We start from the raw sequence: 12668 nt of genomic DNA on the forward strand, positions 1-12668 counted from the left end.
GACGAGCGCTTCGCGTGGAGCCGTTGTTCGGGAGCGGTCCGGCAGGCAGGGGTCTTAGCCCTTCTCCGGACGCTTTCGCTCGCGCCCCCGACGGGCGGGCCACAGACCGTCCCCGGCGGCCCTCAGGAAAAGCGTCGCGGGGCTGCGAAACCCCACGTCTTTGTCCTCAGCCCAGGCCAGCACGGTTTCCAGATCGCCAAACAGCCGAACATCCACCTCTCCACGCCGCCCGGTCGGCGTGACCACCACCTTCTCGATGAGTGCGCGAAGGGCCGTCGCCGCCTCGGTGCGGTCGGCCGGGTTGTTCAACGCCTCGACCAGCCGCTCGACCTTACGGCGGTAAAGCTCGGCGACATTGGGGTGAACGTCGGGCACGTCGCGCGGGGCCTCGGCCAGGGAACGCTCAATCGTCTCGACCTCGGCGTCCAGGCTCTTCAGGCGCTCCATGAGGGGGCGGGTATAACCGCCATCCTCAATGGCCGACACAATGCCCGCGATGGCCTTCCTGACCTTCTCCAGCCGTAGCCGGTCGGCCGCCTCGTTGGCCCGGCGATGGTGGTTGAGGCGGTTGGTCTCCTCGATGAACGCCCGCATGGCCTCGGCCATGACCTCGGGCGCCATCAAGCGCTCTCTGAGGCCGACAAGAACCCGCGCTTCGAGGCTGTCGCTGCGAACCGCGCTGGCGTTGGTGCAGCCCTGGCCCTTGATGTGGGCGACGCAAGCCAAGCGGTTGTTCCCGCGCTTGGCGACCGTGCCGCCGCACAGTCCACAGGTGATTAGGCCGGAAAGCAGGGTCTGGGGGCGGCGACCGGTGGCCGCCGCCTGGAAGCTCGGCGCGCCCTTGGCGACGGCGGCTTGATAAGCCCTGGCGTGATGCTCTTGGCGGGCCTTTGCCGCATTCCAGAGGTCATCGTCGATGATCCGCAGATGGGGCGCCTGGGCGTAGACCCATTCGCTTTGCGGGTTCACGCGGTGGCGCGCCCGACCGGTGTCGGGGTTGCGCACGTCCCGGCGCCGGTTCCAGACCATCTGGCCGATATAGAAATGGTTGTTGAGGATGCCGGACTGAATCGACAGATGGCCCCGGATGGTCATCTCGCCCCAGGCCCGGCCTCGGGGCGAGGCGACGCCCTCGGCATTCAGCTCGATGCAAATCTGGCGCGGGCTCTTGCCGGCGACATAGTCGCGGAAGATGCGGCGCACGATGTCGGCTTCATAGGGGATGATCTCCCGCTCGCCGGTGGTGACCTTGCCGGCCGCGTCGATCTCGCGAACGACCTTGTAGCCGTAGGAATTGCCGCCCGCGACCTTGCCGGCCTCCACGCGGCCCCGGTTGCCGCGATGGGTCTTGGCGGCCAGATCCTTGAGGAACAGGGCGTTCATCGTGCCCTTGAGGCCGACGTGCAGCTCGGAGACCTCGCCCTCTGAAAGGGTGACGATCGGCACGCCCGCGAACCGCAGCCGCTTGAAGAGCCCGGCGATGTCTTCCTGATCGCGGCTGAGCCGGTCCATGGCTTCGGCCAGGACGACATCGAACTCACCGGCCAGGGCGTCGCGCAACAGGGCCTGAACGCCAGGGCGAAGGATGACGGTCGAACCGGAGATGGCCGCGTCCGAGTAGGTCTCGACTACCCGCCACCCCGCCTTGTCGGCGTGCATGCGACAGATGCGGACCTGATCCTCGATCGAGTGGGCGCTTTGCTTGTCGTCGGAATAGCGGGCGTAAATGGCCACGCGGGTCATGACGATCTCCTGGCTAGCCCTGGTCGGTCTCCGATCGCGGGCGTTGGTCGTTGGCGGGCGCAAAGCTGCGCTGGAACTCTTCTCGGGCGATCTGGCGGCCGATCAAGCGGGCCAGGGCCAGAACCGCGTCTTGCTGCGGCGAAACCGTACCTACGGCGTAGAGGGCGGCGTCTTCGTTGGCGGGGCGGAAGCGTTGGAGCGCGGGGCGTGTGTCGTCGGTCATGGCGGGCGATTCCTGACGAGCGAAACGCCAAGCCTCGATCCAGACCCGCAAGGCCTCAACGACGGTTAGAGCGCGGCTCACCCGCTTTCACTCCCGTCCGGTACGGATCGACCAGTCGATCCAGCCCTCAAGCACCAGGGGGCGATGACAGTCGGGACAGCGCATGTTGGCCAGATCACGGGCCGCGCCAGCGATGAGGTTGTGGGCCTCTTCGTGGTCTTCGGGATCGACCGCCCTGGCGGCCACCGCGATCTTGGCGGCGACGCCGGTAGGGTCGTTGGCGGCAACGGTTGGCAGATCGGCTAGAAGCTTCCATCGCTGGTCAAACAGGCTGGAGAGCATCCGGTCAATCTCGGCCATTTCCCGGCCCTTGGGATGTGCCAACTGCTCTTGCTTCGACAGGTCGAACCAGCCGGGCAGCGCGAACGCCTCGCTCTCCAGATCACCCCAGCGGCGCACCAAGCGGCCTACCCTGATGTCGATGGCGACGAAGCTGGCGCAGCGGACAATGAGGTCGTCCGCCGCTGAGGCCTCACTGCCCGCGTTTGCTAGAACGGGCGCGGCGGTAGCAGCGCTGATAACAGATCGTCTGGTGAGGTCAGGCAGGCGCACGTCTTCGCCGCCCGTCTTTCGACGCGAGCCCATAGCGAACATCCCGGTTCAGTGGTTATCATTTTCATATCATTCCGAGTCGGCCAAATCAACACAAAACGATTATGACAGATCATAAAGTGATAATTTCATGCTGACCGCCGAGCAAATCAAGGCTGCGCGCGCTCTGGTGGATTGGAGTCAGCCTCAGCTTGCCGAGGCGTCGGGCCTGTCCATGCCCACCATCCGCCGCATGGAAGGGCCGCTTGGTCCGGGTCGCAGCACGGCGGCAAACGTCGATGCCGTACGCAAGGCGCTAGAGGGGGTGGGCGTCGTATTTATGGACGCTGGAGAGTTGAAGCCGGGTGGCCCGGGGGTGCGCCTCAAAGCCTAGATCGCGGTTAAGCCGCAGGCGCCTGGCGCCTGCTTCGGCTTAAACCGCATGCCGAGCCCTGGCCGGGCGGCAAGCTGACGGTCAAGGGTGCGCAAAGCGCATCGCCGTAGGCGACGGCGTAGCCGCCCTTGAGGGGCAGGTTGCCGTCCGGCACCTACGCCCGATCCGCGAGGCACTGACCGCGGACGTTTCGAAGTTCTGCCAAGGGTGGATCACAGAAGCCGGTCCGAGCACCGTCATGTCGCGCTAGCGGGTAGATCCGAACTCGGGCTTTGGCGCGTCGCTCGGCGGCGTGATTACCTCCAGCATGGCGGCGTTGCGATCAGTTCCGACCTGGGTCAGCTTGAACTCGCCACCGAAGGCCTTGAGCCGCGCGCTGCCATCGGGCAAGCGACGCAGGCTGCGATTGTCGATAAAGCCGTCTGCGCCGGGCGCATCGACGCTAACGACTACGATGGCATCGTTCGCGCCCCATTTAGCGAACTTGAACACCAACTGCATGACCGGCAGATCCACTGGCTTCCGCTCGACATCGACCACCGAAGCGGTCGGTGATCTCGTCGAAAACAAGAAGGAAGTGGGAAACAGGGGCTGAAGCGGTGATATCCAACGGTAAATGCCATCGTCGGCCTGCGGAAAACAAACCGCGTCCCACGCCGGCTTGTCTGGATGCGAAATGTCGGTGGGCGCGCACCAAGTGATGCTCTGCCTGAGATGTTCCGACACCGGAATCCCATAAACGACGGCTCCCGCAGGGATCGACGGTCGATTTGCGAAACCGGATTTCTGCGCCGCCTGGCGCAACACGCCCGTCAGCCCATGGGTCACGGGAAGGCCCACGATAACGTCGCCGCGTTTAAGCAGCCCCGCCGAGTGTACACTGGGCGCACCGACGGACTTAAGCACTGCGACGGCTTCAGGCGCCTGCGTCGATTCTTGCGCCATCACCGGCGCCGACGACAATGCGCAGATCGCTAGGGCTAGTCCGATCGATCGATGTCTCATGCAATTCCCCCGGCTCACAGGCGCAATCTAGAGAGGCGCGCGCGGAAAGTGCAAAAGGATTTACATCCGAAATTGTAGTGGGATTGTGCTAGCGTTCCCTTGGTGGATTCCCTAGAGCGGACAACCACAAGTTCCGCTCAGGGTCGGGTCCGGAAATTGGTCCCGTCGCCGACAGCGGACCTTGGACCTTGCCGCCCAGAGCGGACGCCCGGAAGGTCCGCTAGGGGTGGGAAGCAGCATTGCTGGCGCGCCATACCCAGCTCCATTAAACACCTAGCGTGGCCATTCATCTTCGCTTCGTTGTTAGCCAACTCGATCCTGACTCCGGACGACGCCAAGGGCTTTTCCAAGCCGCCGCTTCTCTGGAAGCTCGCGGGGTTCTCGCGCCGCACGAGATCGACGCTTACCAAGGCGTGTTGAACTGGTTCAGGGACAACCTGGAAAAGCCTGACCGGTTCTCCATCTCCAGTCGCCCTCACGCGAAAGGTCAGGCGTTGAGTTGGTTCAAAGCTGCTAGCGCCGTCCACATCGCCAAGATGCGTGATCTCCAGCGTGTGTTGGAGGCCCACGATGTCAGTGTCGATGTCCTGCGTACCGAGCGACCAGGCTACGTAATCTACGAAGACGAACACCAAGTCGCGGCCTACCCATTCGCCGACACGCCGACCTAGCTAACTTCTGCTCAGGGTGGAAGTTGGACGTCAGGGCCGCACCGGTAGGGTCGAAGTCGGAACCTATATTCGTGGCGTGCTTGCAGGCCACCGACCAAAAGCGAAAACCCATAGAGCGACAAAGTTCACTATCGGGACGAACACGAGCAACGCCCACCAAGGGCTATGACCGACCCTCGCTAGGATCATTGCACTGGGCACAGCGAGCAGCAGCGAAGGAACAATGGAAAGGATTGCAGCGATTGTGAGCAGGCTGTCGGGAAGTGCTTGCATAAGCCGTCTCGCTGAAATTCACCTCTAAGCTGCACCGCAGAACTGGATTCGGGCAAGCTCGCTTAGCGCTGAGAAGAGTCCGACTTGGGTCGGGAGGGGAAATTAGCCCACCGCCACAAAGCCGACCTTGAGCTGCGCGAGGCGGCGTGCCGCGAGCGTCCGGCTTCCGGAACGAGGTGATCTTCCGTTCCCGACCCCAGTCGGACCTTGTTCGTTTGCCGCCGTAAAAGCGCTACGTTGACGCGAACTCAGTCGACTTGCTTTCATCGAGTTACGAGGAGCCGTCCCCGATCATGAGAAAGCTGCTGGCTGACTTTTATATTGCTCGGGCGTCAAGGGCCCTTTCGCAGCAACGCTTTGGTAAGTCCCTGACACTTCTGAGGCGCGTCTTCCGAATATATGGCAGCACTGAACCTAGCGACGCAGCGCCAGTGCTCGCAAATGTCTTATTTGCTCAGGCTTCGCATGAGGCGGAGGAAGATGAACCTGCCTATTACGCATGTGAAGTGGCACTTCGACAGTGTAGAACGGCGGAAAAAGGGCCACGTCCGAAACGCGAGGATATCAACTACCTCCGGTTTCGCTGTAAGTGGATTTTGTCGCGCCTCTCCCGTTACCAGGACTCTCTGGCCATGAAGCTTGCGTGCAGCGTCACAGTATCTGCCTCGGACCTTTCTTTCGAGGAGGTCTCGCCTTTCCTTCGCTGGCAGTTTCCGACCGACCTAGATGCGGCGAATCAAGTGGACGCGTTTCTCTCTCAAAACTGCGAGAATGAGCCCGCGCACTAACGTCCTCCACCCCCCCTTGCGGACCTTGGCAAGGTCGCCTCTGCGCCCGCGTGGCATGCTAGTGCTCCCGCTCTGAAGAAAGAGGAGCTTGCTCATGCCCAAACCGCCTGCGGAGAGCCCTGACCCTATCGACGTGCACGTTGGGAAGATGATCCGCGCCCGGCGGCGTGCGATCGGCGTCTCCCAGCATGACCTGGCGCCGGCGATCGGCGTGACCTTTCAGCAGGTGCAAAAGTATGAGCTCGGCAGCAACCGCGTCAGCGCGTCCAAGCTCTTCGCCATCGCTCAAGCGCTAGGGGTACCGGTCGCCAGCTTCTTCAGCGACCTGGAGGAAAGCGGAGCTGACCCGTCGGTCCTTTCCGAGTTTGGTGATTTCCTGGTGCTCAATGGTTCAACAGAACTGGTGAAGGCCTATCGGACCCTGACGGCCGATCAGCGTCGTGTCCTTGTCGATTTGGCGCAGGTGATGGCGGCCTCCTGACGTATGGCACCATAAAAACCCTTTATACTCCAAAGACTTAGCGCTCAATGGCGCTAAATGGCTCCATTTCGGGAGCCATGGCGCCATTCTGGTGAAGCTAGAAACGATGTGCAGACAATGACTTACGGAGACACCCCTCTTGGGTGGTGCCGTAGCTTTATCTTGCCTTCCTAATCGCGGGTCTAAAGTCAACGATCGCCAAGCTTTTTCCGGCTGTCGGTCTCTTGGCTCAGTCATGGCCGTGCTCCTTTCTGCCCGCGTCCAGGCCGCGCGGGTTCGGTCATCGGCGCAGGCGGTCGGCTATCTCCAGGCGGGGTCCATGCGTTCCTTCGCGTTCGGCGCCAGGGCCGTCGCAGGCTCGTCGTCTGTGTAAATGACAGGGCGGTCCAAGCATTACCGCGCTCTCGTTCTCCGAGGAGGAAGGAGCAGGCAAGATGGCGGACATACCCTGTCTCGCGGCCCCGCCAGGGGACGCTCACCGCGCGCGCGGATCTCGGTTTTCGCTCCTGTTGGGCCAGGCGTCGGCGGGCCGGCGACCTGGCGAAGAGGGTTGGGGAAGCCGCCTCATGCCGGCTTCAACTTCAGTTTCTGGGTGATCTTGGCGCCCCGCAGCGGCTCGAAGTCGGCCTCGGCGATCCACATGCGATGCAGGATGCCGGCCAGCTTGCGGGCCATGGCGACGATGGCGCACATCGCGCCTTTTCGCTTGGCGATCCGCTGCCCCCAGGCCCGCAGCGCCGAGTAGCGTCTGACCCGGTTGAGCAGGCTCGCGGCGGCCTCGCACAGCGCCTCTCGCACCATCCGGTCGCCGCGTTTGCTGATGCGCCCCTCGATATCGATGGTGCCCGACTGGATGCGTCTAGGCGTCAGTCCGAAGTGGGCGGCGACGGTGCGTGATCGTCGGAATCTGTGCGGGTCGTCCACCCCCACCTTGAAGGCCAGGGCGGTCACCGGCCCCACGCCCGGGACGGTCATCAGCCGCCGGCAAACCGTGTCGTGCTGGACCACCAGCAGCAGGATTTTATGCAGCCGGTCATAGCCCTCCAGCACGCCCGCGCGCACGTCCAGCATGGCCTCGATCAGGCGGATGAAGACGTAGTCGGTGTGGGCGATCAGCTCGCGGACGCGACGGTCGTAGTCCTTGCGCCCGACCGGTCCGACCAGCATGCCGTAGGCCCGCAAGGCGCCGCGAATGTGGTTCTCCAGGTCGATCAGCTTGCGCTTGAGGAATTTGCGCTGGGTCAGCAGCGTGGCCAGCTTCTGGGTCTCGACGTTCTTCACATGGACGGCCCGGAACCAGCCCAGGCGCATCATCTGCGCGATGCCTCGGGCGTCGTTGCGGTCGGTCTTGTTGCGCATCGTCGAGAGCGACACGCTCATGTGCCGGGCCTCGGCCATCACCATCGGGAGGCCTTCGGCGTGCAGGCCGCGATAGAGCCAAAGGCCCAGCGACGAGGCCTCCACGCCCACCCGTCGCAGCTCGGCGGCGTAGGGCGCCAGCGCCTCGGCCGCGCCGGCCGGGTCGGTGGCGATCTTCCATTCTCGAATGGTTTTGCCCTCGCGGTCGACGAGGCAAATGCTCGTCTCGTTCAGGCCGACATCCAGTCCTGCGTACAGATCCATTTCAGAGCCCTCCTGTCGAAGATCTCTCGATCATCGCACCAGGCGCGGCGGGCCGCCGTTCAAAGGCCCTTGAGGTCCGCCGTGTCGCCGAGCGCGATTTGGCGAGCCCTAAGTTTTTGGTCCAAAAACCCTGCACTTCCAGCTATCCACCGCACGCAGGAGCGCAGAGGTCATTTCCATGCCCTGCGGGTGTTTAGCCTCTATGGTCACGACTCTATGTGTCGCTCGCTTCCACGTTGACCGAAGCACTGCGACTTCCCATGGTGAACGACAAGCTTCAGTGAGCGAGCCAAATGTCCGCGGACGACGCGACGGTATACGAGCAGCTAGACCTCCAAGGCCTTTCTACGGGGGTTGAGCGCGAGGAAACGGCACCGGACGACGCTGAAAAAATCGCCGAACCGTTTGACCCGGAGGACATCGACGTCGTCACCAAAACGATGACCGTCGACCTTCTCCTTTCGCGTACTCGCTCGGGGATGATCGATCTCCAACCCGATTTTCAACGCCGCTGGGGCGTTTGGGACTCAAAGCGTCAAAGTCGGCTGATTGAATCTCTTCTTTTGAGAATTCCACTCCCAGTCTTGTACGCAGCTGAAGACGAGGATGAGCGATGGGAAGTGGTAGACGGCATCCAACGCCTGTCAACGATTTCACGCTTTATAGATTCAACAATCATAAGCGAATCTCCACTCGTTCTAACCGGGTTGGAATACCTCGGCGTGTATGACGGGAAAAGATTCGAGGAACTTAGCCCTCGACTTCAGTTAAGATTGCGAGAGACGGAACTTGTTATCCACCTAATCCGCAAGGGAACTCCGGCGGAGGTCAAGTTCAACATTTTTGCTCGCATTAATACTGGTGGCATAGCTCTTTCCCCCCAAGAACTTAGGCATGCAATTACCCCAGGGGCGGCGCGAAATGTCTTGGAAGAATGGGCGTCCATGCCAGAATTTATCCAAGCAACCGATGGGAGCGTGCGCCCCATACGGATGGATGACCGAGAGCTGGTGTTGCGGTTCCTCGCATTCTTCGGCCTTGGGCTGGTGCAATATAAGCAGCCTGATATGGATGGCTTTCTCATAAAGGCGATGAAGGCGGTCAACGAACTCACCGCCGAGCAAATCACCTACAGCAAGTTAGTATTCCAGCGCTCGATGATGGCTGCGACGGCGATATTCGGAGATGATGCTTTTAGAAAGAGGTATTCTCCGAACGTGGGCCGGCTGCCCATCAATAAGGCTCTATTCGAAGCAATATCGGTCAATCTTGCGAATACAGACGACGCCACAATGACGCGCCTAATCGAAAATCGAGATGCTGTTCGATCCGGCTTTATGGTGCTTTGTGGCGATCGATCTTTCGATTCCGCGATTTCGCAAGGCACGGGTGATGTCGCGAAGGTAAATCGCAGATTCACTAGAATACAAGAACTTTTCGCGGGCGCGGTAGGATGATCGAAGCCCTTAGACTAAAGAATTTCAAAGCCTTTCGGGAAGCAACTATCCCGCTATCTCAATTAACACTGCTATCTGGGTTGAATGGCAGCGGCAAGAGCACTGTTCTTCAGGCGCTAGGATTGCTTAGGCAATCCTGGGATGGCGGGTTTTTGATGTCTGGCGATCTAATACTTAATGGCGATTTAGTTGAGCTGGGAACCGGCGCCGACATTCTCAACCATCAGTTTGATGATGCAGAAATAGCAATCGACGTATCAATTCGAAATGCTCTGGGGGAACACGTTTTACGTTGGTCTGCGCCGATTGATACGAGCGCAGATGTTCTTACGTGCTCAGATCGGCCCAGCCATGGCATATCTGGAGCTCACGGAGAGCTACAGATTTTCAATCTGCTGGATTCTGGATTCCAGTTTCTACGTGCTGATCGGATTACGCCCTCCGTAACATTTCCAAAGTCGCATCATGCCGTTAGGCATCAGAGATTTATCGGCCCTAGGGGTGATTTTACTGCTCATTACCTTCTCGAATTCGGCGACGAGAAGATCTCAAACTCAAAGCTGGTTCATCCTTCCGAGCCAGAGGCGCGTAGCCTTTTGGCGCAAGTGAACGCTTGGCTTCAGGAATTCAGTCCCGGTGTACGCGTAGAGCCCCATCCGGTGCCCATGACTGATTTCGTTCGACTAGCATTCTCCTACCGAGGCCAGGGCGTCAGCTACGGCGCACCACTCCGGCCAACAAACGTAGGGTTTGGCCTCACTCATGCTTTGCCGGTCATCACGGCATGCCTAGGCGCCGAGCCCGGCTCACTCATCGTTGTTGAAAATCCAGAGGCACAGCTTCACCCCAAAGGGCAGGTCGCTATCGGGCGGCTTCTTGCTTTGACCGCAGCAGGCGGCGTGCAGGTCATTGCAGAGAGCCACAGCGATCACGTCCTCAACGGCATCAGGTTAGCCGTGAAGGACGGCCATCTCGACGCAGCTGCGACAGCATTCCACTTCTTTCATCGGGAGCCTGGGGATCAGAGCACGTTTGAGACACCCAGCCTGACAAAAGAAGGGCGGCTCTCATATTGGCCGTCCGGTTTTTTTGACCAGTGGGAACGCAGCCTCGATCAACTTCTCGATTGATCTGCAAAATGTCCTTCGAGATTTTCCTCAACGACCTCTCGACGCCCGACGGCGCTATAGCGCTAGAACCTGCGTGTGAACACCTGAGATCTTTGGTCAGCGTCATACGAGAACTTCGAAAACTCAGCTCAGATGTGATCCTTAACAGCGATATTGAGCTGAATGCGATATCTATCGGCGAAACATACTCAATAGCGGCCTTAAGAAACGCAAGTATGTGTGTCGAGGAAGGGCAATTCCTCAAAAGGCTACAAGATCGATCGCCATTTGATAAAGTTGTGGAGCTTCTAGGTGCCCCTGACCAATCTATGGTAGAATATCGAATAGCAACAGGCGAGCATGAATTCGCCGGTAAGGAAGCGAAGGCGTTTGGACTGTCCTATTTGCTGGATGGGTTGGGCGTTAGCTTTGCTTCCCACCCATTTTGGTTCGCTACTTCCATTCCGCTCAATCGAATAGAGCTCGATTCAGATACAGGGGAAATTTCGGAAGCGATTGTATCCGCGAAGAATGTCGCACAATCGTCTGACGTCGTGACTTTTGCGGAGTTCTTGCGTGCTTCAGCAATCCCCGCATTCTCCGACGGCTCGGAGCTATGGGCACGTCGTGAAGAGATATTTCCCTACTTGCGGTTCATACCTAGGGTAAGAGCGCAGATAGAACAGTTGAAATTCGGCGACCGCGTTCTTGTTAGTGCCGCGAAACGCCTCAGTGACATAAATGACGATGTCGGCGCATGGTCGAGTAGTTCTGCCGGAGTGCCAACGTGGAAGTTTTTCGTCAGGCCAGAGAGTGGCACGCGGATCAACAAGGGCTTGGTGAATTTCAACGACGAGCAAGGAGAGGTCCAAACGTTCAGCGATCATGCTGATTTTGGCCCTGCCGAAGGGCGGATTCATTTCAAGTTGCAGACCGAACCTTTCCGTCACGCGCTAATTGGACACGTCGGTAGAAAACTCGGGATCGGATGACCGGTTAGGGCGCAGAGCCTACGTGACTATGATTTCAGCGAAAGCCGGGCTGGCCTTCTGAACCTACGTGGAGAGCAGCAGCAAGCCCCATAGCGAAAGACCCTAGGTTGGTCTGGGGAGTGAGCGGCATTCCAATTTCGCGCGTCTTGTCGCCGAGCCGGCCTAACGCCTTGGCAATTACGCTCGCGCTATCGCCATGCGCGACAGAGTTGCGTAGTCCGCCATAGGCGCCAATTGCATCTAGAACGAGATCGAGCCATGGGTCGCCCACGAGCGCTCGAAGCAGGCCCAATTGATGGTCCATGCTCAGTCTGGGCAATTTGCTGGGGCGGGTAAGGAACCGCTTCAGCACCTGGTCTACTTCCAGTTCTAGAGCTGTATGTGCGGTGATAATCGCTGCCGCCTGCGGGTGGATGGCGTTCAGTCGGTCCCGCAATCGCGCCATAGCGGCTGCTGGCGTGTCAGGATCGAATTCGTCGCCGTGGGGCAACTCGTACGGGCTATCGTCCATGGTCGCACATCTGCCCTGCAAATAACGCGATAGGTCAGCCCAATCGCGACAATAGGTTTGACGCTGCTTGGAGAAGAACGGTCAGCGCTGTGACACCAGCTGCCCAAGCATTCCAAACAGAGGAGGCTTTCATGGACTCGAGGACGTCGTAACCGTTTTCAGTGATTTGGAAGGGCGATTCATTGGGGCCAAGCTCGCCACGCGCTCTAAGTTTGGCGAGATGTTTATCGGAGCTTACTCTAACAACGCTCGCGCGCAGCCAGAGCAACGCTGCAACCAGTCCCAGAACGATGATGCTCCATGCCAGGATGGTTTGTGTCATCTTCTCCCCTCCCAAACCACGCCCCTTGAGGGAAGCGCCCGACCCGCGATAGCGGGCGCCATCCGCGCCCCTCGTCGGACCTCGATTGGCCTCGACAAAGCCTGCACCGTGCCTAGCGGGCGAACTGCCCGCGCGCTTTGTAGAGGTCTTCGTCCGCTATGCCGATGAAGCGGAGTGGATCGCTGCCTGGAGCATCGAGCGAGCCGAAGCCTAGGCCGATGGCGAAATTGCTTAGAAAGCCCCCCAGATAGCCGAACCCTGCGTCGTGGATGGATGCCCCATCCTCAAGCAGCATTCGGGTCGCCTGCGTTGCGAAAGCATCGGCGGCTGCGTACAGACTTGCCCGAGCGATAAGGTCGTGACCGCCGTTCCTGGCCTCTTTGACGAGCTGCTCCAACACCTCCCAGCGAATGGCCGTCATTCTCTTCCCCTATCTGTCGAGCGGTAAGGCCCAAGGTCCATCTCCGGCGCACGGCCGGCATTTC

General features: G+C 60.0%; 14 protein-coding genes. 6 read left to right on the forward strand and 8 right to left on the reverse strand.

The features are described 5' to 3' along the window. Positions 1–54 precede the first annotated feature (54 nt). From ASD38_RS11175 to ASD38_RS11185, 3 genes are all read right to left on the reverse strand, one after another. Entirely contained in the window at positions 55–1743 is a 1689-nt protein-coding gene (locus ASD38_RS11175; protein ID WP_056460099.1) for a recombinase family protein, read from the reverse strand. 13 nt (positions 1744–1756) lie between these two features. After that, entirely contained in the window at positions 1757–1966 is a 210-nt protein-coding gene (locus ASD38_RS11180) for a hypothetical protein (RefSeq protein ID WP_156390664.1), read from the reverse strand. Between the two features lie 87 nt (positions 1967–2053). Further along, on the reverse strand, positions 2054–2611 hold the full coding sequence (locus ASD38_RS11185) for a hypothetical protein (RefSeq protein WP_156390665.1): 558 nt from the start codon (positions 2609–2611) through the stop codon (positions 2054–2056). A gap of 97 nt (positions 2612–2708) precedes the next feature. Here ASD38_RS11185 and ASD38_RS11190 point away from each other — a divergent pair, with 97 nt between their 5' ends. Next, positions 2709–2951, forward strand: a complete 243-nt coding sequence (locus tag ASD38_RS11190) for a helix-turn-helix domain-containing protein (RefSeq protein ID WP_056460110.1) — start codon at positions 2709–2711, stop codon at positions 2949–2951. Positions 2952–3197: 246 nt separating this feature from the next. Here the strand turns inward: ASD38_RS11190 and ASD38_RS23875 are convergent, their stop codons facing one another. Next, positions 3198–3896, reverse strand: a complete 699-nt coding sequence (locus ASD38_RS23875; protein WP_156390666.1) for a hypothetical protein — start codon at positions 3894–3896, stop codon at positions 3198–3200. Positions 3897–4234: 338 nt separating this feature from the next. Between ASD38_RS23875 and ASD38_RS11200 the strand changes: the two genes are divergently transcribed. Next, entirely contained in the window at positions 4235–4627 is a 393-nt protein-coding gene (locus ASD38_RS11200; RefSeq protein WP_200946004.1) for a hypothetical protein, read from the forward strand. A gap of 1155 nt (positions 4628–5782) precedes the next feature. Continuing rightward, positions 5783–6169 (forward strand): helix-turn-helix domain-containing protein, encoded by a 387-nt coding sequence (locus tag ASD38_RS11205; RefSeq protein ID WP_056460117.1) that lies wholly within the window; start codon positions 5783–5785, stop codon positions 6167–6169. Positions 6170–6733: 564 nt separating this feature from the next. Here ASD38_RS11205 and ASD38_RS11210 read toward each other — a convergent pair. Continuing rightward, a complete protein-coding gene (locus ASD38_RS11210) occupies positions 6734–7792 on the reverse strand; it encodes an IS110 family transposase (protein WP_056460120.1) in 1059 nt (352 codons plus the stop codon). A gap of 293 nt (positions 7793–8085) precedes the next feature. On the opposite strand from ASD38_RS11210, the gene ASD38_RS23360 reads away from it, so the two are divergent. From ASD38_RS23360 to ASD38_RS23880, 3 genes are read left to right on the forward strand one after another with little or no spacing between them, the layout of a single operon-like run. After that, entirely contained in the window at positions 8086–9249 is a 1164-nt protein-coding gene (locus ASD38_RS23360; protein WP_082560733.1) for a DUF262 domain-containing protein, read from the forward strand. Further along, entirely contained in the window at positions 9246–10379 is a 1134-nt protein-coding gene (locus ASD38_RS23365; protein ID WP_082560734.1) for an AAA family ATPase, read from the forward strand. Before ASD38_RS23360 ends, ASD38_RS23365 begins: the two co-directional genes overlap by 4 nt. 8 nt (positions 10380–10387) lie before the next feature. Next, positions 10388–11350: a hypothetical protein gene (locus tag ASD38_RS23880; protein WP_156390667.1), complete on the forward strand. Its 963-nt coding sequence runs from the start codon at positions 10388–10390 to the stop codon at positions 11348–11350. Between the two features lie 34 nt (positions 11351–11384). On the opposite strand, the gene ASD38_RS23885 is transcribed toward ASD38_RS23880, so the two are convergent. The 3 genes from ASD38_RS23885 to ASD38_RS11215 form a co-directional block, all read right to left on the reverse strand. Continuing rightward, positions 11385–11861: a hypothetical protein gene (locus ASD38_RS23885; RefSeq protein ID WP_156390668.1), complete on the reverse strand. Its 477-nt coding sequence runs from the start codon at positions 11859–11861 to the stop codon at positions 11385–11387. A gap of 34 nt (positions 11862–11895) precedes the next feature. Further along, positions 11896–12183, reverse strand: coding sequence for a hypothetical protein (locus tag ASD38_RS23890; protein ID WP_156390669.1), 288 nt, complete (start codon positions 12181–12183; stop codon positions 11896–11898). Positions 12184–12295: 112 nt separating this feature from the next. Next, positions 12296–12604: a hypothetical protein gene (locus ASD38_RS11215; RefSeq protein ID WP_056460123.1), complete on the reverse strand. Its 309-nt coding sequence runs from the start codon at positions 12602–12604 to the stop codon at positions 12296–12298. Positions 12605–12668: the final 64 nt, after the last annotated feature.

It is taken from the genome of Caulobacter sp. Root487D2Y, from assembly GCF_001427165.1.
Taxonomy (GTDB): domain Bacteria; phylum Pseudomonadota; class Alphaproteobacteria; order Caulobacterales; family Caulobacteraceae; genus Caulobacter.